The following is a 20,438-nucleotide window of genomic DNA, read 5'->3' as shown; positions in this document are numbered from 1 at the left end:
GTTCCTTGTTTTGTCTCTGGCCGGTTACTGGATGGCTTCTACCACGCCATCCTCCAGCAGCCGGCGGGCGATAATCAGGCGCATGATTTCGTTGGTGCCTTCCAGGATCTGGTGCACCCGCAAATCCCGCAGGTAGCGCTCGAGCGGATACTCACGGATATAACCATAGCCGCCGTGCAGCTGCAGGGCCTCGTTGGCCACGTCAAAACAGGCGTCGGTGGCGAAGCGTTTGGCCATGGCGCAATGCAGGGTGGCTTCCGGGTCTGCGCTGTCCAGCTTGAAGGCCCCCAAACGTACCATTTGCCGGGCCGCTACCAGGTTGGTAGCCATATCCGCCAGCTTGAACTGCAAGGCCTGGAACGCCGCTAACGGCTTGCCGAACTGCTGGCGCTCATGCATGTAATTGCGGGCCCGCAACAAGGCCGCCTGAGCACCACCCAGGGAACAGGTGGCAATGTTCAGGCGGCCACCGTCCAGCCCCTTCATGGCAATGGCAAAGCCGTCGCCTTCCTCACCCACCCGGTTACTGGCGGGAATGCGCACATCTTCCAGGGTGACCATACGGGTTGGCTGGCTGTGCCAGCCCATTTTCTCTTCGTTCTTGCCGTAGGAAATGCCTTCGGCATCGGCCGGAATCACGAAAGTCGAGATACCCTTGGCGCCGCTGTCGGCATCTCCGGTTCGGGCCATCAACACCAGAGTATCGGTGGCACCGGCGCCGGAGATAAACATCTTGCTGCCGTTGATCACGTAGCTGTCGCCGTCTCGCACCGCGCGGGTACGCAGGCTGGCGGCATCGGAGCCGGCCCCAGGTTCGGTCAGGCAGTAGCTGGCCAGCCATTCGCCGCTGGCCAGTTTGGGCACAAACGCCTGCTTCAGATCATCCGAGGCAAAACTGGCCACCATCCAGGTGGCCATGTTGTGGATGGTGATAAACGCGGCGGTGGAGGGGCAAGCCATGGCCAGCTCTTCCACGATCACCGAGGTATCCAGGCGAGACAGCCCCATACCGCCCAGGGCTTCAGGCGTGTACATGCCCATAAAGCCCATCTCGCCGGCCTGCTTCATCACTTCCACCGGGAAGATGTGTTCGGCATCCCATTGGGCCGCGTGCGGCGCCATGGATTTCTCGGCGAAGGCACGGGCGGCATCCCGGAAGGCCAGCTGGTCTTCGGTCAGGTTGAAGTCCATTACCCGGCTCCTCCGTTAGCGAAGCTGAATTGAGAAGTTCGCCTCGGATGAGGTGGCTTCGCTGTTAAACCAGCGCGAGGTGACCGTTTTGGTTTCCGTGTAGAAGCGAACCGCCTGCTTGCCATAGGCGTGCTGATCGCCGTAGAAAGAACCTTTCCAACCGGTGAACGAGAAGAACGGCAGGGGCACCGGGATGGGCACGTTGATACCCACTTGGCCCACATCAATCTCATGCTGGAACCGGCGCGCGGCGCCACCGTGGTTGGTGAAGATAGAGGTACCGTTACCGTAGGGGCTGTTGTTGATCAGTGCGATGGCTTCGCCCAGGTCGTTGGCGTTCATGCAGGTCAGAACCGGCCCGAAGATTTCCTCCTTATAGATATCCATCTCCGGAGTCACGTTGCCGAACAGGGTTGGCCCAACCCAGTTGCCGTCGGGCAGGCCATCCACGGTGCAGTTCCGACCGTCCAGCAGGAGTTGCGCACCCTGTTTTTCGCCGGTGGCAATCAGTTGTTCAATGCGCTCCTTGGCCTTGGGGCTGATCACCGGGCCATAACTGGCACCAGAATCGTTCCAGGCGCCGGGGCGAACTTTAGCCATGGCCTCTTTCAGTTCCGGAATCCACTCCTGCGCCGCGCCCACGAATACCGCGACGGAAATGGCCATGCAACGCTGACCGGCCGCACCTACGGAGGCGCCCACCAGGGCGTTGATTACCTGCTGTTTGTCGGCATCCGGCATGATCACCATGTGATTCTTGGCGCCGGCAAAGCTCTGTACCCGCTTCATGTGGCTGGTGCCGGTTTCATAAATGTAGCGCCCTACCGGCACCGAGCCGACGAAGGAGATGGCTTTGATGGCCGGGTCGGTGAGCAGGGTATCCACTTGTTCTTTAGCACCATGCACCACCTGCAACACACCCTTGGGAGCGCCAGCCTGTTCGAACAGTTCGGCCAGGCGCATGGGGGTCATCGGGTCTTGCTCGGAGGGCTTCAGAATAAAGGTGTTACCGCAGGCGATGGCCATGGGGAACATCCACAGAGGGATCATCGCCGGGAAGTTAAACGGGGTAATGCCCGCGCACACGCCCAGGGGCTGAATCCAGGAGTGGGTGTCGACTTCGCGAGCGACGTTTTCAACGGTCTCCCCCATCATCATGGAGGCTACATTAGCGGCGTGCTCCACCACTTCAATACCGCGCCAGACATCGCCCTTGGCGTCATCAAAGGTCTTTCCGGTTTCCTGGGACAGGATTTCGGCAATCTCGTCGTGATGTTCTTTTAGCAGCGCCTGGTAACGCAGCATCACCCTGGCACGTTCGGAGACCGGAGTCTCTTTCCAGCTTTTGAACACTTCCCCGGCGTTATCGATGGCTTGGCGCATTTCGGCTTCGGTGGCACAGGGCACCTGGGCGATCACTTCGTTAGTGGCAGGGTTGGTGACGTCGATCCAGTTTTCGGTCTGGCTCTGGGCAAACTCACCGGCGATGTACTGAGGTATCTTCTTCATGCTGATAATCCCTGTTTGTTGTTATGCGGGCACGCCGTTTCCCATCTGGAAGCGGCACGATATGAAAAGAGCGTAGCATGGGGTTTGGCAAAGGGTGATTGACTAAATTTCGCCCATGATGGATTATTTTTCGATGCCTAACGATTCCAGGCCTCCCAAAACCACGCAAACCTCGCAGTGGCCCGTACCGCCAGATAGCGTGCGCTATGTGGTGCCGGAACCCATTGTTCGGCTACTGGCACACCATCCGCTGACCCGCGAGCTGTATCCACTGGCCTTCGGGCACTACCGCAGGGCCGCTGGCCATCACATGCACCGGGAACACCATCGTGACAATCTTTTGATCTATTGCACCGAAGGCCAGGCCTTCCTGAATGTCGCGGGCGAGCCCCTGACGGTTAACGCGGGGGATCTTCTGCTGTTACCCGCCGGTGCCAGCCATCGCTACACCGCCGCGCCGGACAACCCATGGACCATTCACTGGGTGCATTACACCGGGCCGCTGGCAGAAGAGTTCAGAAACTACATGGGGTTTGATGGCAGCAACCATGTTCGCCACCTGGGCCGGCAACCGAGGCTGTTGGTGGATTTCAACGGACTGCTATCGGTTCGCCAGACCGGGTTTCGCGCCCGGGGACTGATTCATGCCAGCAATCGCTTGCGACAACTGCTGGCCGCCGTGCCCCTGAATGCCGATGAGACCGGCCTGGCACAACAGGCGGAGCTGGAGACCATCCATAACTACATGCGGGAACATCTTGAGGAACGGCTAACGTTGCAGCAACTGGCGGAACTGTCCGGCCTGTCGCCGGCGCATTTTGCCACCCGCTACCGGGCGCAGACCGGCACCTCACCCATTCAGCACTTCCTGCACCTGAAGGTGGAGCGGGCCTGCCAGTTGCTGGATACCACCAGCCAGAGCTTCGCCGACATCAGCCGGCAGCTGGGTTACGACGACGCCTATTACTTTTCCCGGTTGTTCAAGAAGGTGATGGGCAAGTCCCCAAGTGACTATCGCCACACGGCCAGACACTGATAGATTAACCAGCCGGTTACATTCAACAAGCACAGGAAATCAACAGAACACCATGCAGCCACTGGATATCAAGGTTGTTGAACAAGCCCTGCACTGGTGTGATGAGGGGCATGACTTCTGGTTCTGTACCGTGGTGAGTACCTTTGGCTCCTCACCCCGAGCGCCAGGTTCCTGGCTGATCGCCCGGCAGGATGGTGCCCACTGCGGCTCGCTTTCCGGTGGGTGCGTGGAAGAAGATTTTCTGGCCCGCCTGCGGGACAACACGTTCAAAGGACGCATAAATCGAATTCGCTATGGCGCTCCGGACGGCCCGGATAATGCCCGCGTCACCCTCCCCTGTGGCGGAATACTGGATGTTCTGATAGAGCACTGGCCAGCATCCGCCGCTACCCGAAAACATTTCCTGGCGCTTCAGTCAGCGTTATCGGGCGAAGGGCCGGTTGCCCGGGTGGTCTCGCTGGAAACCGGAGACATTCACCTGGAACCGGAGAGTGAGCTAGGCGCCCGGGTTACCGAGGAGGCGACCCATGCGCGCCTGAGACTACGTGTTGGCCCGGTTTCGCGACTGGTTATTGCAGGGCTTTCACCGGTTGCCACCGCCTGCGCGAGCTTTGCACACAGCCTGGGCTTTGAAGTTATTGTATGCGACCCAAGGCCCGAGGAAGTTCGGCACTTCAACTTGGCAGACGTGACGCTCCAACAGGAGCTGCCCTCGGTATACATTGCCCGTGAGGGCTGCCATCGCGCTACCGCAGTGGTCGCTCTCACCCATGACCCGCGCATTGACGACACCGCCATGATGGAGGCGGTCAAAACCGAGGCGTTTTACATCGGCGTGATGGGGTCCATGAAAACTTCGGAAAAACGGCGGGAACGGCTGGCTCGCATTGGCGGGCTGACCGAGCAGCAGATCCGCAGGATCCATATGCCCGTAGGTTTGAATATTGGCAGCAAAACGCCCGCCGAAATTGCTTTGGCGGTGATGGCAGATATTATCCGGGTGCGGCAGGGCATCTCGCGCCAACAACTTTGATCTTGCTTGTCTGGCCTTTGCATCGCTTCTACAGTTAAGCTCAAATGCTCTTGGGCCCCTATTCAGCGAAGGAACCGATTGATGGTCAGAAAAACAACCTCGGCTCTCGTTATTACTATGGCGAGCGCGGCACTTGCCGGATGCAGCAGTTTCCAGCCTCTTACCAGCGGTACGGAAGATCCCTGCGCTACCCTTCAGAACATAGTGGCGGATTATCCCACCGGCTTTGCCGATTACCGGGGAAGCAGCAGCAACTTCAATTCTGTGACCATCTACCGGGCGAAAGAACAACTGATCAAAGGGCATTGCGAGATCTGGGCCTGGGGCAACGGAGACTCTGCCTACACCTGCACCGTGTCTGCTCCGGATAAAGAGGTTGCGGAAACCCTGCATGCCCGCGCCGCAAGCGAGTTGTCTGAGTGCCTTGGGCCGAATTGGCATGCCGAAAAGGGCACTCGGGAGCGTGATGGCAAGCCCGCGGGCGAGCGAATTCAGTTTACGAGCGCCGAGGCCAAAGCACCGGCTGTCGCCTTGCACCGGGTAGAAGACCACCGCCGACATTCCGTGTACCTGTTCATCGGGACCAACGCCCGCTCCCCGCAACAGACCGACTGAGGCGCGCATGTACTCTGATTCACATCAGCCAGACGCGTCTCCCCGCGCCACTGACTACCTGAGCACTGACCAGGAAGGCAGCTCCGGTATCACCCGGCTCCTGCACCGGGTTGCCCAGCAGGACAGAAACGCGTTTGCCGAGTTATATGAAGCCACCGCCCCGAAACTTCTGGCCACCGCACTTCGTATCCTGAAAGACAGAAGCTGGGCAGATGATGTGATTCACGATACCTATATCAAAGTCTGGCAGAAGGCGGACCAGTTCGATGCGGAACGTTCCTCACCGATCACCTGGCTTGCAGCCATTGCCCGGCACGGCGCAATCGACGAACTGCGGCGGCATCCGGCAAGGCGGGAGACCGCAAGCGACGAACTGGACAGTATTGCGGACCATTCGCCGGCGGCCCATGAACAAATCTCAGATCAACAAACGGTAAAGCACTTGAACCATTGCATTGACCAGCTTGAGAAAGATCGCCAAGACATGGTTCGTCTGGCGTATCTCAACGGTTGGTCCCGGGATCAGCTGGCAAGGCATTTTGACCAGCCAATCAACACTGTGAAAACCTGGTTGCACCGAGCCCTGAAACAGATCAAAAGGTGTCTTGAACCATGAGCGAACGCGACGACCTGGATATGATGGTTGCAGAGTTCGTTCTGGGAACTCTGCCAGGAGAAGAGCGGGACGCCTTGCAGGCTCGCCGTGCCCGCGAACCCGAGCTTGAAGCGTTGATTCAGCAATGGGAGGCCCGGCTGGCTGGCCTGCTTGACGGGGTTGAACCTGTAGCGCCCGGCCCGGAGCTGTTTGCCAGAATTCAGCGAACGATCGACCAGCAAACTGACCAGCAATACGCTGCGCCAGAAGCGCGGAACGCAGCACCAGACAACGTCGTCAGCCTTCGCAAACAGCTAACCCGCTGGCGCTGGAGCACCGCCGTTGCTTCAGCGGCGGCGCTGGTACTGGTTGCCGTGCTGGCCACCCAACCGGAGCCGGAGCCACAAGCGCAATCCTTTGTGGCGGTGTTTCAGCACAACGATGAACAGCCTGCGTTCCTGTTAACGGTGGATCTGACCAGCCGTCAGCTGAATATCCAACCGGTAACCGCCGAACCTCAAGCAGACAAGTCTTACCAGCTCTGGATGGTGGCAGAGGAGTATGGCCCTAACCCACGATCGGTGGGCGTGATCGGAGACAACTTCACTCTGGACCAGGCTGCACTGCGTGATTACGACCCGGAGACTCTACGTGGCGCCACCTTTGGCATCAGCCTGGAGCCAAAGGGTGGTTCGCCCACAGGGCAACCGACTGGGCCGGCCATTCACGGCTTCCTCTACCCCACCTCTGCCGACCAAGGCCAAGGTCGCAACTAAATTGTGATGGCGCCTGAAACTTTTCAGGCGCCGCTCCGTAGCTGCTGTACTCCCATCAAAAAACATAGTGATGGATGGGTACAACCGAACTTAAGGAGCACACAATGAAAAAACACTTAAAGACAACTGCATTCCTGGCGGCCACTCTGGTTTCCGGCGCATTCGCCTCCGGTTCAGCATTGGCGATGAATCACGGCGACAAGGTGGGTGTCTGGGGCGATGACCAATCTGTATCCGAAGGCACCGTGACCGCCAAGAAAGTGGTGACCGAGGAGAACGGCTGGCTGGTAGTTCACCGAACTGATGAAGCCATGAAGCCAGGCCCGGTTGTAGGCCACGCGCCTCTGAAAAAAGGCAAGAATATGGATGTCGCGGCCATCCTGACTGAGGAAGTGGCCAGCGGCGACAAGCTGATGCTGATGATTCACAACGAGGAAGGCGGCAGCCAGACCGGTATTTTCGAATACACCCTGGGTGCCAAGGAAGACGGCCCGATTCGCCGGGATGGCAAGCTGGTAATGACCGTGATTACTGCGAAATAACGGATTCAGTTCTTCGCTTACGTTCCGATAAGGCCTGAAGAAAAGCCCCCGACAGCTTTCGCTAACGGGGGCTTTTTCATTTCACCTTGAGACATTTACCATCACGGCGTTGCTGGCTCGTTCAGCCGGACCACCACCCGTGCCGGGTCCTGTCGGATCTCCTGCTCGGTGTAAGGGAACCGAATCCACTGCTTGTTGGAATAGGCTTCGGTCATATCACGGTAGTAAGGCGATGCAGGGTCTGTGGACTGGGAATAGGTTACGAATCCCTCGGCAATCGGGTTGCCGTCGTCGCCCCAAGTGACGGTCTGGATGTAGCTGTTGCCATAGGTCACAGAGTAGCCCATGGCCTCCTCCAGAGTAGAGTCTCGGCTGGACGCGATAGTAAACGCCCCCTCGAAGCTTTCACCCCCAAACACCGGAATGGCAGCACCCTCGTGAATCCCGGAACGCTGCAGATCGCCCATTCTGGCATCGAATGGAATGCCGGCAGACTGGATCGCCTGAACCGCGCCAACGAAGGCCTGAATGGTGAGCGGGTCCGCCACGTTCAACATTCTGGGGGTATTTACCGGATCGCTAGCATCGAATGGCACCAGCCACTGCAGAGGCGATGGAACCGGCAGCGGATTCAAACGTGCCCAGAACTCCCGCCAGATATGGCCGCCCCGTGAATCAAGGTTATAGGTGCCATCCCAGGCTTCGAGCGCGTCGCAGGCCTCGGCAATCCCGGTTTGAGTCACGCCACTGAGCAGTTCAGACACGGGGTTGCAGTAGGCTGTGACAACTGACTCTCTGGCCAGTCGTTCCGACATCAGGCTGCTTTCCAGAACCACATCCTGAAGGTTGCTCATATCAAACCCCAGGCTACCAGTGCGACCATCGGCACCCTCCAGGCGCTCCTCTACATGCTTGATGCACAACCGGGTGCGCAATGTTCTCGCCGTTTCCTCATCACCAACAATGCTGGCAAAGCCGGTCAGCGGTTCATCGGGGTTGGTCAGCCAATAGCTGTCGTTGCAGTTGTGCACCCAATCGTTCCGGGACAAGGTGGGCAGGTTGCCAGGGCCAAACACGCCCGGCGCCGGGGCATCGGAATCTGTCCCCCAGTCACACGCGGACCTGCTACCGTCCAGTATCGGCAGTCCCGGCATCAGTTGGCCAAGAACCGGTGTGAGCGCGGTGGGACATTGCATGACCAGTTCATCCGTTACGTTGGGAACCACGGTCAAGTCACCGTAATAGGCGGGCTTGCCCGGGCCGGTAGCAATGGTGTTCACCCAGGGCACACCCAGCACACTGCCATGAAGCTCTACAAACTCCTCAAAGCTGGACGCCTGGTTCCACCGGAAGAACTGGTTTAGCAAGCGGTCGTTCTCGGCGTTGGCATCACGCAGGGTATAGGCCTTCAACGGCGACCAGGACAACACCGGCACACCGGATACGGCAAACTCCAGCATGGGGCCATAGTGCGAGTGGTAGAGCGTGCGGGTTTGCTCGGAAACCGACCCATCCGCTTCAAGCACCTCCACGGTAATGTCCTCAGAGGTCATGTCTACAAATTCGCCGTCAAACAGGTATTGCGTGGGGTCTGCCGGGTTCAGAGTCAGCTCGTAGAACGAGAAACGGAAAGCGGTAGACACCGTGTGGCTCCAGGCGAAGTGCTCATTGAAACCGATGAGCACCGCCGGCAAGCCGTACAGGGCAGCCCCCATGATTTCCGCCTGATCACCCACTTTGAGATGAGCGAGGTACAGTCGTTCGGTCTTCTCCCACGGGAAATGGGGGTTACCGAACAACAGGGACTGTCCATCGCGGGTGGTCTCGGAACCAAACGCATACATGTTGCTGCCAATATTCAACTCCCGTGAGAGTGGGAAAGGCAGAGGCCCCTCGAGGGTGTTCAGCAGGGTGTCGATCAACCCCTCATCCGGCTCGTCGCCACCAATGAAGTCCAGCGCCGGAGGTTGGGCATTGGCAACACCTTCCACGAACACCGACGAACTGGCCAGGACCGCAAGCCGGAAGTAGCGCCGGAACATGTCGTCCAGGGTTAACGGCAACAGCCAGTCTGAATCACGGCATGCCTGGTGCCGCCCGGGATGCTCCCCACGACGGATTTCTTCAACGTAGCGATTGAATCCGTCCACGTAGCCCTGGGATGCCTCGATCACCTCCGGGTCACTGTTACTGCGCTGTGATTCCAGAGCGGCGTCTGTGATGGCGGTGCGCCAGAAAAAATCAGCGTCCACGTTACTGGCCACGGCTCCGTTGGCAGGAATGGTGTACTGCCCTTCCCCCCCAAGGTAACGCGCGCGCAGGCCCCGAACCGTCAGGGTGTCTTCAGCCAACAGGCAAAGGTTGTCCTCCGCCTGCACATAGCCGTAGGCATAACCCATGCTGGCGAAGTCTGGCGCCTCAATATGAGGAATACCGAAAGAGGTTCTGGTAACCGTCGCGCGGTAGCGATCAAGCCCGGGGGCATCAGAAGCGGGGCCAGTGAGATTATCCGATGCCGAATTGTCGCCGCCAGAACTCAGGCAGCCGGTTGTAACGGCCACCAGCGCCGCCAGCAGAATGGCACGCTTAGTTGTCATCATGAGGGTTGCTCCATCGTGTTTGGATTTTTTTGTTTTGGTGGCTGGCCAACTGGTCAGCGTTTATCCATCACACGACTAATTTATAGCATAATACCGCTCATGCCAACCATATCATCCACCTGCCCCAACCAGGGCATGGTAGTCCGCCCGAAACCGGGCAAAGCTCAGGTACCGCCCCCGATGGTCCACCAGCTCCATGGCATCAAAGGCTTCCACAAAGGCCCGTGATTCACCCGAGCTGATAACCCCGCGGTAATCACCCGTCCAGTCCATAAACTGGACCAGATCCAGCAGCAGCGTCATCTCCAGAGCGCCGTTGGCCCGCTCCAGGTAGCGGTAGGCCAGTGCGTAGTGCTCGAAGCGGTAGCTGACATTGCTGGCGTCGTTTCTGGTGGCGTCTCGCAGGGGGTCATAGTCGTAATGCCGGTAGGCAGGTGCTACGGGGTCACCGGCCACCAGGGCGGCCTGGCCTTCCGCAAACCAGTAGGGCAGCAGAGATGCAGCGGCGTTGTACCGGCTCAGGTTTTCCTGAACGTAGTGGGCCAGTTCATGGGTGAAGATCTGCTCGGCCTCGTAGGGCCAGCTTCGGTGGTAGGGAGCGACGGCCACGGCGGCGAGGGTGCCAGATGCAAGATTATTGGTGCTGACTCTTGGACTCAAACAGGCGATCACCTGCTCCGGGTATGGCACGGCTGAGCTGCGCTCATCGACGAAATCACGCCAGCTCACTCTGAACCGGTTGAGCACGCCGTCTATGCGGGTGCTCACCTCTGTGGCGGCGGCGCGAAAGGTATTTTCGCTGTAGGCGGGCGAGCCATAGACACGCACCCTTCGGTCCGCCGTTTCAAAATACAGGGTGTCGCCAATGCACGCTTCCGTCTCGTAATTCAGGCTCCATCGGCCCTCGGGGAAGTAGCGCCCGGTGTCTCGGGCATCCAGGAAATAGCCACGGCTAAAGTGCTGTTCATCCCGGTCGTAGTAGCGATCCCCGGATGTGGCGCTCACCTTGCAGCCAGACAACGTTATGGCTGCAAGAGTCAGCAACCCCACCGTCCACAACCTCCTGGACTTTTCCATGTTTTTACTCCGCGACCTGTTGTTTGCCTCTATTATTCGTCAGGCCGCGCTTTGTGTCCGTCAACCCATGTAAAGACCGGGTAAAGGCCCACCGGACAAGGCGTTTGCTCAGAGTGAAATCAGCTACGTACAACCCCCAATCCCAACATTGAAATTTTTGTAGCGCGCGCCGGGTTCTCGTGTTAAAAATCGCTCGAATCCCACCAAGAACTGCGTGCGTCCTGCACGCTTTGTATCCATCCCTTTTCAGTGAGGGACACCATCCAATGTTCAAGTTGTGTAAGCCACAGGCGCTTGCCGCCGCTGTTGCGTTGTCTCTGGGTGCCTCTTCGGTTTTTGCCGCCGGAGAAGTGCGTGTTTATAACTGGTCTGACTACATCGCCGAGGACACTCTGGCGAAGTTCACAGAAGAGACCGGCATCAAGGTTATCTACGACGTTTACGACAGCAACGAAGTGCTCGAAGCAGCCTTGTTGTCTGGCCGTTCCGGATATGACCTGGTTGTGCCCTCCAACCACTACGTAGCCAAGCAGATTACTGCCAGGGCCTTCGTGGCGCTGGACCACAGCAAACTGCCAAACATGGCCAACCTGAACCCGGACCTGATGGACAACCTGGAAAAGGTCGACCCGGGCAGCCAGTTCTCCCTGCCTTACCTGTGGGGCACCAACGGCTATGGCTACAACGAAGGCCGCATCCAGAAAATCCTGGGTGACGAGGCGCCTGTAGACTCCTGGGCCATGGTGTTTGATCCGGAAGTGACCAAAAAACTGGCCGCGGGCGGTTGTGGCATTGCCATGCTGGACTCCGGTGAAGAGATGGTGCGTGCCGCCATGGCTTACATCGGCCTGGACCCGAACAGCAACAACGCAGACGACATCAAAAAAGGTGGCGATGTGATCCGGGCTGTACGCCCCCACATCACCTACTTCCATTCGTCCCGCTACATTGGCGATCTGGCCAACGGTGACCTGTGCGTGGCGGCCGGCTACTCCGGCGACATCCTGCAGGCCGCTGCCCGCGCTGACGAAGCAAAGAACGGCAACGTCATCCGCTACACCATCCCGAAGGAAGGTGCGGTGCTGTGGTTTGACATGATGACCATTCCGGCCGGCGCACCGAACGTGGACAACGCCCACAAACTGATGGACTTCCTGATGCGCCCGGAGATCATCGCAGACGTCACCAACTACGTGTGGTACGCCAACCCGAACAAGGCGGCGGACGAGTTTGTGAACCCGGAGATCCTGGAAGACACCAGCATCTACCCCACTGATGAGGTGATGAAGAATCTCTACATCATGGAAGGTCGGCCCCAGGACGCCCAGCGCCTGATGACCCGTACCTGGACCAGCGTGAAGTCTGGTCGCTGACGGTGGCTGTAACCAACAGCACCTCCGCGCAAGCGGAGGTGCTTCTCAGCATCAAGGGCATTTCCAAGAGCTTTGACAGCACCCTGGCGGTGGACGATGTCAGCCTGGACATCCACAAGGGCGAGATCTTCGCCCTGCTGGGTGGCTCCGGTTCCGGCAAATCCACCCTGCTGCGCATGCTGGCAGGCTTTGAAACTCCGGATTCCGGTCGCATCGTGCTGGACGGCCAGGACATCACTGCCCTGCCCCCGTACCTGCGGCCCACCAACATGATGTTCCAGTCCTATGCCCTGTTCCCCCACATGACGGTGGAGCAGAACATTGCCATGGGTCTGAAACAGGACAAGCTGCCGAAAAACGAAATCGCCGACCGGGTGGCGGCCATGCTCAAGCTGGTAAAAATGGAAGCCTACGGCAAGCGGCGGCCACAACAGTTGTCTGGCGGACAGCAACAGCGCGTGGCCCTGGCCCGATCCCTCGCCAAACGCCCTAAACTGTTGTTGCTGGACGAGCCCATGGGCGCGCTCGACAAAAAACTGCGCTCGGAAATGCAGCTGGAGCTGGTGGATATCCTGGAAAAGGTAGGCGTAACCTGCCTGATGGTCACCCACGACCAGGAAGAAGCCATGACCATGGCCAGCCGCATTGCCATTATGTCTTACGGCCGGATTGCCCAGGTCGGCTCGCCCATTGATATCTACGAAAGCCCGAACAGCCGCATGACGGCGGAGTTCATCGGCTCCGTGAATATCTTCGAGGCGAACATCCTGGAAGACAACTCCGACAGCATCTCGCTCACCAGCGACCTGCTGGACGCGCCGGTGTTTATCGACCGGGGAGTGACCACGCCGGCAGAAACCACGGAAACCCTGATTGCCTTGCGCCCGGAGAAAATCTACCTGACCACAGAGAAACCGGAAGGTGACACCAACTGGAGCTGCGGCACGGTCGACAACATCGCCTACCTGGGCGACATCACGTCCTACTACGTGAAGCTGGCCAGCGGCAAGCGGGTACAGGCCACCATGGCCAACGTGGAACGCCGGGGCGAAAGGCCCACCTGGGGTGATCAGGTGTATGTTTCCTGGGAAGCCTCCAGCCCGATTCTGCTCTGGAACTGACGCCATGACCAAGAAGCTTCTGGCAACCCCTCTGGCTGAGCGGGTGCGTGCAGTGGTATTCCATCGCCGGGTGGTGTTCGGAGTGCCGTTCGCCTGGCTGTTGCTGTTCTTCCTGCTGCCGTTTGCGCTGGTGCTGAAAATCAGCCTGACCTCGGCGGTGATGGCCATTCCGCCCTACGAACCGGTGTTCCGCTTTGTCGACAATACCCTGTCGGTGGTGGTGAACTTTGGCAATTACCTGTTCCTGGCCTCCGACAGCTTGTATGTGGCCGCCTACTGGGGCTCGGTGAAGACGGCGTTCCTGGCGACCCTGTTCTGCCTGCTGATCGGTTATCCGATGGCTTACGCTATCGCCCGGGCACCCAAGCACTGGCAACTGGTGTTCCTGCTGATGGTGATGCTGCCGTCCTGGACCTCGTTCCTGATTCGGGTATACGCCTGGATGGGCATTCTCGGCAACCAGGGCCTGCTGAACACGTTCCTGATGTGGCTGGGGCTGATCGACTCGCCCCTGAAGATGCTGAACACCAACTTCGCGGTGATTCTGGGCATAGTCTACGCCTACCTGCCGTTCATGATCCTGCCCATCTACACCAACTTGGTGAAGCTGGATATACGCCTTCTGGAAGCGGCGTCGGATCTTGGCTGCCGCAGCCTGACCACTTTCTGGGCGATCACACTGCCCCTATCCAAGGCCGGAATCCTCGCGGGCTCCATGCTGGTGTTCATACCGGCGGTGGGTGAATTCGTGATTCCGGAACTGCTGGGCGGGCCGGATACCCTGATGATCGGCAAGGTGCTGTGGGAAGAGTTCTTCAACAACCGGGATTGGCCGGTGGCCTCGGCCCTGGCGATTGTGATGCTGGCGCTGCTGCTGGTACCCATTGTGCTGTTCCACCGCTTCCAGGCACGGGAGATGGAAAAGAATGGTTAAGCTGAAAGCCCCCGGCTTCTCAAAATCCATGCTGGTGCTGGGCATGCTGTTCCTGTACCTGCCGATGGTGGTGTTGATTGTGTATTCTTTCAACGCCTCCCGGTTGGTATCGGTATGGGCCGGTTTTTCCACCAAATGGTACGGCGCCCTGTTTGCCAACGAGCAGATTCTGTCTGCCGTTTGGATGAGCCTGCGCATCGCCTTCTACTCCGCCAGCATGGCGGTGTGTCTGGGCACCCTGTGCGCGTTTGTGATCACCCGGTTCAAGAAAATGCGCGGCCGCACCCTGCTGTCCAGCATGATCACCGCACCGCTGGTGATGCCGGAAGTGATCACGGGCCTGTCGCTGTTGCTGCTGTTTGTGCAGATGGCGCAGTTGATTGGCTGGCCAACGGACCGTGGCATGGCCACCATCTGGATTGCCCACACCACTTTCTGCAGCGCCTATGTGGCAGTGGTGGTGAGTGCGCGGCTGCGGGAAGTAGATCGCTCCATCGAGGAAGCCGCCATGGATCTGGGCTGTACGCCGCTGAAAACCTTCTTTGTGATCACCTTGCCGGTGATTGCGCCGGCCCTGGTGTCGGGCTGGCTGCTGGCGTTTACCCTGTCCCTGGATGACCTGGTGATTGCCAGCTTTGTCTCCGGGCCAGGCGCGACGACCTTGCCGATGGTTGTGTTCTCCTCGGTGCGGATGGGTGTGTCGCCGGAGATCAATGCGCTGGCGACCATCATTATTGCCGTGGTCTCGGTGATCGCGTTTATCGCGTGGTTCTGGATGCGTCGGGCGGAGAAGCGGCGGCTCAGGCCACGCTAAATGTCCAGGCGGCCCGGTATGATGTGACACCAGGCCGCCGTTAACGGCTCATTTACGTGGATCGTCGGCGGGGTTGAGGTAATCAATGCCCCAGGGCCCGTTACCATGCAACTGGATGACCGTGCCTTGCTCGCCGGCATAACCGAACATAGGTTCACCGGGGGCCATAATGGCAAGACTTCCAGTGGGCAACGCCCTGGCCTCATCACGCCGAAATTCCTCGCCATGGCCGAAATAAAAGGTGCCAGACAGCACCGTAACTCGCTCGTAGGCCGGGTGAACGTGCGGCAATACTTTGTAATCCGCCGGCAGTCGCAGCCGAATAGTGAACGGTTCACCGCTGCTCAGGTTACCTTCCAGAACGGTGATTTCAGCCCCCTCCGCCATGGAAGCGACAGGCTTCCATGACATCTCCGACGGCTCAATCATCATATGGCCTTCGCCCTTGTAGGGTGTCTTGGCCTGGACAACTGACACCAGACTGAAACACACCAGCGTGGCGGAAGCCACGGCCAATATGATCTTACGGCCCGGTTGGCATTGCTTTGCATAAGTATCCATCGCATCTATCCTCCATAGTATGGGTCCTTCCCGAGTTTGCTGTTACGCCAGACACCTGCCCGGCTGCCGCAAGGACGTATCCGGGTGACCAAATGTTCCCGGAGAATTCAGGAACATCTACCCCGACCGCTTCGTCCCTGCGAAAGAGCTCACGGGGAATCGCTATGGACACGAAGGCTTCGAAAAATCCAGGGCAACACCAGCACCCGGAACAGATTCGCTGCATTTTCAGGCGCCAGGTCGAGGCGTTGATGGACCGACTCTACGGAACCGCCTTGCGCCTCACCCGCAATCCTGACGAAGCCGAGGATGTGGTCGCTGAAGCGGTCTCTAACGCCTGGCGCCGGCTGGAACAACTGGACGATCCCAATCACCTGGAGGGCTGGCTCTTCCGCATATTGCACAACACCTTTATCGACCACTGGCGACGAAAACAGTGTCGCCAGGAAAAAGAAGTATCGCTTGATGAGCCAGAAACTTCTGACGCGGCTGCTTTTTCCCTGTTTGCCCACCTGCATCAGCCTTTCCTGCTTTGGATCGGTCAGCCCGAGGCGGATTTCATCAATCAGTTACTTGAGCAAGACCTGGCGCAAGCCATTGATGCACTGGCAGATCCGTACCGCATCGTGCTCGTTCTGGTGGAGATTCAGGGCCACAGCTACGACGAAGTTGCTCACATTCTCGATGTGCCATCCGGTACCGTTCGGTCCCGATTGAACCGCGCCCGGGGGCTGCTGCAGAAATCACTCTGGCGACAGGGTCAGGACGCCGGATTAACCGGCCACGCAAAAAGCAAATCCGGGAGGGTGAGTCCATGAAGGCATCGCAGATATCCTGTGAGGAAGTCATTGATCACCTGTTCGAGTACCTGGACAGAGAGCTGGATGAGCAGAATCAGCAGGTCATCGATGACCACCTCAAACGTTGTTTTGATTGCTTCAGCCGGGCGGAGTTTGAACGTCGGCTTCGCCAAAGGATCGCAGCAACGGGCGTGGAAGCGGCACCAACTCGATTGAAGCAACGAATTCGGGATCTAACCGGGCAATAGCCTGATGGATTGGCCCAAATAACGGGGAGGACAGCGCGATGGTAGCGATTTTGGGTTATTCAAGCGATCAGATCCGGGATGCGGTCCAGCAGATGTATACCCATGTCGCCGAGTCGCCTCAGATGTCCTTCCATTTCCCGACAGGTCAAGACGCCTGTGTGGCCCTTGGCTACCCTGAAGAACAGGTATCCCGGCTCCCCAAGAGCACCGCCGACTCCTTCGCCGGCGTCGGCTGGCCATTCCGCGGCCGGGCAATCCAGCCCGGTCACACCACTCTGGATCTGGGCTCTGGCGCCGGCAACGATAGCCTCATCGCGGGCGATATCGTCGGCCCCTCCGGCCAGGTCATCGCACTGGACCTGACCGCCGCCATGCTCCAGAAACTCCGCCGATGTATCGCAGGCAAGTACCCGAATATCCACCCGATACAGGGCTCCGCCGAGGACATTCCGTTGCTCGATCAAACCATAGACAGCATCACCAGCAACGGCGCCCTGAACCTGGTACCTTCTAAACGCAAAGCAATTCGGGAAATGTTCCGGATTCTCAAACCCGGCGGCAAACTGCAACTAGCGGATGTGGTCATTCACCGCCCGGTTACCGTGGATTGCGAAGACGACCCCAGGTTGTGGGTTGAATGCGTGGTGGGGGCCACCGTGGAAGAAGATCTTCTGGCGATGCTTGGTGACGCCGGTTTTATAGATATCAGAATACTCAACCGCCACGACTACTTTGCACTGAGCCCCAGCCAGCAGACCCGGGATATTGCCCGGAGTTTCGGAGCCTGCTCCGTGGAGCTGTCCGCCACGCGGGGCAACAAAGCACCCAGCCCCATTCGAGAGTGGGCAAGAAGGCTAAGCCCTCGCCGATGGCTGGGCCAACTGCATCGCCACGGATTTTCAGGGCTGCTGGCACTGATGATGGCATTGATAACCTGTTATGGCGTTCTGGCGGCATCTGGTTTACTCGCGCTCCTGGGCATTCAACTGTCTCTTTCTGCCTTGGCCTGGTCATCGGCTATCGCTATGTTTACATTGATCGCCTTTTTCATGATTGCAGCGGGCTGCGCTCGACATCGCAAAACCAGCCCGGGCCTGTTGGCAGCAACGGGTGCGGCATTAGTCCTTTTTGCGCTCTTCGTCAGCTACCATGCGGCCACGGAATTGCTGGGGTTTGCACTGTTGGCTGGCGCCGCGGCGCTGGACCTGTATTTCAAGCGCAAGCTGGAAGCACGGAAACTGGGTTTGAAACGCTAGCGACCCGACAAAATATGGCTCAGGCCATCACACTCCACCATCGGGTCGTCACAGTTCACCACGATGTCGGAACGGGCGATGACATAGGCCTTGCCGGTTATGTTGTTTTTGACCACCTGATATTCCCCTTCCTGCTCGACGGCTGTGAATTCACCGATAAACCCGGTTTCCCGCAAGGATATGGTTTCCAACTTGTCGCCGGGTTTGATTCGGCCTTCGTGGTTCATGAGTGCCAGTCTTGCCGAGGTACCGGTGCCGGTGGTACTTCGGCAGATGACGCCGGGGTGCACGTAGGTGGCAGAGCGGGAGCGGTAGTAGCCTTCGGCCACTTGTTCTACCGGGCCCATGAAGTGCAGAAACGGCAGCGGGCCCACGTCGCCCAGAGTGTAATGGGAGAAGCCCCGTTCAGCCTGGATGGCTTCGACAATGGCGTGGGCGGTTTCGGCCAAGTGGCGTTCTTCGTCCAGGGTCAGGTCGAAGCCCAGTGATCTCGCATCTACCAGCGCGTAAAAGCCACCACTGTAGGCCACGCTGTAGTTGACCTGGCCGATGCCGGGCACGCTGATACTGGCGTTATGGGTGTGAATATAGCTGGGCAGGCCTTCGCAGGTGATGGCTTCCACCACACCGTCATGCACGGTGGCCTCAATGCTCACCAGGCCGGCGGGGGATTCCAGTTTGAAGTGTTGTTTGCCTTCCTGTTTGCGGACGATTCCGGCTTCCAGAACCGCCGTTGCCGTGCAGATGGTGTTAGAGCCGGAGTAGATTGGGTAGCCCATGACTTCCATGATGATATACCCGGCGGCGGCTTCCGGATGAGTGGCGGGCACCAGCAAGTCGACAGACATTTCGGGAATGCCATAGGGTTCCTCCAACAGCAGCCGGCGCAGGCCGTCGGCGTCATCCCGCAGATATTCCATCTGGGCTCGCACGGTATCGCCGGGCAACGCGGTGATGCCACCGGTCACAATACGGCTGACATCGCCGCCGGCGTGGGTATCCATCAACTGAATGGTGAGTTCCGGTTTCATCCGCCTGCCTCCAGCGCAAAAGGTTGGCCGTGCACCGGCCATTGGGCATCCGGCACGATGACGATCTTGCCCAGATAATTACCACCCCGATTGACGAAGTACTCCTCCGCCCGGTGCAGCTCCGACAGTTTGAAGGCGCCGTGTAGCACGGGCTTTAGATGGCCGTCGCGTATCCAGGTCATCAGCTGGTTTGCTTCTTCACGGGTGCCGTGGGATACCCCGAATATCTGCACCTGATACAGGTAGATTCGGGTCCAGAGGATTTCACTGATGTTGCCGCCACTGGCTCCTGCGATGCTCAGGCGCGGGTAGGTGCTGCGGGCGTTCATGTCGAAGATCATGGCATCGATGAATATGTCCGTCATTTCGCCGCCCACCAGATCCATCACCGCATCGAGGGGCTTGCCGCCAGTTTCTTTCTTGACCCGGTCTACAAAGGTGCTCATGTCGTTACGATCCAACACCGCTTCGGCGCCCAGATCGAGCAGGGGTTGGGCTTTGTCTTTCTGGCTCAATGCGTAAGGGACAGCGCCGATGATGCGGCAAAGCTGGATCAGTGCGGTGCCCACGCCGCCGCTGGCACCGGTCACCAGCACCCGCTCACCGGCCTGCACGTTGGCGGAGGTGAGCATGTGGTAGGCGGTCTGATAGGAACACATGCCCATGGCCGCCAGTTCGGCATCGGCCAGCTCAGGGTTGGGGATGTGGTGAAACTGATCGGACGGCAGGGCCACGTATTCGGCGTAACCGCCATCGGCGCCATGGCCATAGTAGTCCGGAGTGAGATTGATATCGGTGCGGTCGTTGGCGTAGATGTTAAAGTCCAGGAGGCCCCGCTCTCCGATACGGGCTTCACTGACGCCCTCGCCCACCGCCACCACCTTACCGGCGATGTCGGCGCCCTGAATACGCGGAAACGTCAACGTGGGTTTGCCCCCCATCTGGAACGACGTCATCTCGCCTTTTTTGGTGGGGTAAAGTCCTTCCCGGGCTTTGCGATCGGTGTTGTTCTTGGCGGTGGCGGTTACCTGCACCAGTACCTGGCCGGCAGCCGGTTTGGGCACTGGTATGTTCTGGTATTCAAGTTTGTCGATGCCGCCATGGCCGGTGAGGACCATGGCTTTCATGGAAGCCGGGATCTCGGGCATTGGCCCCTCCCTGTTCTGGTGGTTTCAGTGATCTTCAGAGCATAGGAGAGATCCGGCTTTGTGTCAGGGGGCGTTGGTTCGTGCCTTTTTGCCCATCCTTTGGGTTTGGGGGCGGGCTGGGAGGTGGGGCGTGTTTTTCTTCTGGAAAAAATAACTCGCTTCGCTCAGACATCTTTTT

20 protein-coding genes are annotated in these 20,438 nt (G+C 58.8%); 13 read left to right on the top strand and 7 right to left on the bottom strand.

The window, feature by feature from the left end:
- Nucleotides 1-24 precede the first annotated feature (24 nt).
- Both ASQ50_RS17310 and ASQ50_RS17305 read right to left on the bottom strand, forming a co-directional pair.
- Nucleotides 25-1,191 (bottom strand): acyl-CoA dehydrogenase family protein, encoded by a 1,167-nt coding sequence (locus tag ASQ50_RS17310; protein WP_058091660.1) that lies wholly within the window; start codon nt 1,189-1,191, stop codon nt 25-27.
- A gap of 15 nt (nt 1,192-1,206) precedes the next feature.
- The gene (locus ASQ50_RS17305) at nt 1,207-2,700 is read right to left on the bottom strand and encodes a CoA-acylating methylmalonate-semialdehyde dehydrogenase (protein ID WP_058091661.1); all 1,494 of its coding nucleotides are present in this window, start codon (nt 2,698-2,700) and stop codon (nt 1,207-1,209) included.
- Between the two features lie 115 nt (nt 2,701-2,815).
- Here ASQ50_RS17305 and ASQ50_RS17300 point away from each other — a divergent pair, with 115 nt between their 5' ends.
- The 6 genes from ASQ50_RS17300 (at nt 2,816) to ASQ50_RS17275 (ending at nt 7,297) form a co-directional block, all read left to right on the top strand.
- Nucleotides 2,816-3,736: an AraC family transcriptional regulator gene (locus tag ASQ50_RS17300; RefSeq protein ID WP_058091662.1), complete on the top strand. Its 921-nt coding sequence runs from the start codon at nt 2,816-2,818 to the stop codon at nt 3,734-3,736.
- Between the two features lie 52 nt (nt 3,737-3,788).
- Nucleotides 3,789-4,769 (top strand): XdhC family protein, encoded by a 981-nt coding sequence (locus ASQ50_RS17295; protein WP_058091663.1) that lies wholly within the window; start codon nt 3,789-3,791, stop codon nt 4,767-4,769.
- Between the two features lie 81 nt (nt 4,770-4,850).
- A complete protein-coding gene (locus ASQ50_RS17290; protein ID WP_058091664.1) occupies nt 4,851-5,384 on the top strand; it encodes a hypothetical protein in 534 nt (177 codons plus the stop codon).
- Nucleotides 5,385-5,391: 7 nt separating this feature from the next.
- Complete coding sequence (locus ASQ50_RS17285) at nt 5,392-6,000, top strand: sigma-70 family RNA polymerase sigma factor (protein WP_082888514.1); 609 nt, start codon at nt 5,392-5,394, stop codon at nt 5,998-6,000.
- Nucleotides 5,997-6,755, top strand: a complete 759-nt coding sequence (locus tag ASQ50_RS17280) for an anti-sigma factor domain-containing protein (protein WP_058091665.1) — start codon at nt 5,997-5,999, stop codon at nt 6,753-6,755. Before ASQ50_RS17285 ends, ASQ50_RS17280 begins: the two co-directional genes overlap by 4 nt.
- A 104-nt stretch (nt 6,756-6,859) precedes the next feature.
- A complete protein-coding gene (locus ASQ50_RS17275) occupies nt 6,860-7,297 on the top strand; it encodes a hypothetical protein (RefSeq protein WP_058091666.1) in 438 nt (145 codons plus the stop codon).
- A gap of 101 nt (nt 7,298-7,398) precedes the next feature.
- On the opposite strand, the gene ASQ50_RS17270 is transcribed toward ASQ50_RS17275, so the two are convergent.
- Together ASQ50_RS17270 and ASQ50_RS17265 are read right to left on the bottom strand one after the other, a co-directional pair.
- Nucleotides 7,399-9,897 carry a penicillin acylase family protein gene (locus ASQ50_RS17270; protein ID WP_058091667.1) on the bottom strand — a complete coding sequence of 833 codons (2,499 nt, stop codon included), beginning with the start codon at nt 9,895-9,897 and terminating at the stop codon, nt 7,399-7,401.
- A 111-nt stretch (nt 9,898-10,008) separates the two neighbouring features.
- Nucleotides 10,009-10,974, bottom strand: a complete 966-nt coding sequence (locus tag ASQ50_RS17265; RefSeq protein ID WP_156510032.1) for a hypothetical protein — start codon at nt 10,972-10,974, stop codon at nt 10,009-10,011.
- Nucleotides 10,975-11,240: 266 nt separating this feature from the next.
- Between ASQ50_RS17265 and ASQ50_RS17260 the strand changes: the two genes are divergently transcribed.
- From ASQ50_RS17260 to ASQ50_RS17245, 4 genes are read left to right on the top strand one after another with little or no spacing between them, the layout of a single operon-like run.
- Nucleotides 11,241-12,347, top strand: a complete 1,107-nt coding sequence (locus ASQ50_RS17260) for a polyamine ABC transporter substrate-binding protein (protein ID WP_058091669.1) — start codon at nt 11,241-11,243, stop codon at nt 12,345-12,347.
- Nucleotides 12,348-12,385: 38 nt separating this feature from the next.
- Nucleotides 12,386-13,468 (top strand): polyamine ABC transporter ATP-binding protein, encoded by a 1,083-nt coding sequence (gene potA, locus ASQ50_RS17255; RefSeq protein WP_412535735.1) that lies wholly within the window; start codon nt 12,386-12,388, stop codon nt 13,466-13,468.
- A 4-nt stretch (nt 13,469-13,472) separates the two neighbouring features.
- A complete protein-coding gene (locus ASQ50_RS17250; protein WP_058091671.1) occupies nt 13,473-14,402 on the top strand; it encodes an ABC transporter permease subunit in 930 nt (309 codons plus the stop codon).
- A complete protein-coding gene (locus ASQ50_RS17245; protein ID WP_058091672.1) occupies nt 14,395-15,216 on the top strand; it encodes an ABC transporter permease subunit in 822 nt (273 codons plus the stop codon). Before ASQ50_RS17250 ends, ASQ50_RS17245 begins: the two co-directional genes overlap by 8 nt.
- Before the next feature lie 48 nt (nt 15,217-15,264).
- On the opposite strand, the gene ASQ50_RS17240 is transcribed toward ASQ50_RS17245, so the two are convergent.
- A complete protein-coding gene (locus tag ASQ50_RS17240; RefSeq protein ID WP_058091673.1) occupies nt 15,265-15,777 on the bottom strand; it encodes a cupin domain-containing protein in 513 nt (170 codons plus the stop codon).
- 164 nt (nt 15,778-15,941) lie between these two features.
- On the opposite strand from ASQ50_RS17240, the gene ASQ50_RS17235 reads away from it, so the two are divergent.
- The 3 genes from ASQ50_RS17235 to ASQ50_RS17225 are packed head-to-tail and all read left to right on the top strand — an operon-like array spanning nt 15,942 to nt 18,081.
- Nucleotides 15,942-16,595 (top strand): RNA polymerase sigma factor, encoded by a 654-nt coding sequence (locus tag ASQ50_RS17235; RefSeq protein ID WP_076657246.1) that lies wholly within the window; start codon nt 15,942-15,944, stop codon nt 16,593-16,595.
- The gene (locus ASQ50_RS17230; RefSeq protein WP_058091674.1) at nt 16,592-16,825 is read left to right on the top strand and encodes an anti-sigma factor family protein; all 234 of its coding nucleotides are present in this window, start codon (nt 16,592-16,594) and stop codon (nt 16,823-16,825) included. The genes ASQ50_RS17235 and ASQ50_RS17230 overlap by 4 nt, the downstream gene beginning before the upstream one ends.
- A gap of 38 nt (nt 16,826-16,863) precedes the next feature.
- The gene (locus ASQ50_RS17225) at nt 16,864-18,081 is read left to right on the top strand and encodes a MerC family mercury resistance protein (protein WP_058091675.1); all 1,218 of its coding nucleotides are present in this window, start codon (nt 16,864-16,866) and stop codon (nt 18,079-18,081) included.
- Here the strand turns inward: ASQ50_RS17225 and ASQ50_RS17220 are convergent.
- Both ASQ50_RS17220 and ASQ50_RS17215 read right to left on the bottom strand, forming a co-directional pair.
- Nucleotides 18,078-19,112 carry a proline racemase family protein gene (locus tag ASQ50_RS17220; RefSeq protein WP_058091676.1) on the bottom strand — a complete coding sequence of 345 codons (1,035 nt, stop codon included), beginning with the start codon at nt 19,110-19,112 and terminating at the stop codon, nt 18,078-18,080. The genes ASQ50_RS17225 and ASQ50_RS17220 overlap by 4 nt on opposite strands.
- The gene (locus ASQ50_RS17215) at nt 19,109-20,260 is read right to left on the bottom strand and encodes an alcohol dehydrogenase catalytic domain-containing protein (RefSeq protein WP_058091677.1); all 1,152 of its coding nucleotides are present in this window, start codon (nt 20,258-20,260) and stop codon (nt 19,109-19,111) included. Before ASQ50_RS17215 ends, ASQ50_RS17220 begins: the two co-directional genes overlap by 4 nt.
- Nucleotides 20,261-20,438 lie beyond the last annotated feature (178 nt).

This window comes from Marinobacter sp. LQ44 (assembly GCF_001447155.2).
Lineage (GTDB): Bacteria > Pseudomonadota > Gammaproteobacteria > Pseudomonadales > Oleiphilaceae > Marinobacter.
Note: the sequence above shows the minus strand (reverse complement) of the source record. Positions and strands in the feature narration are given on the sequence as shown.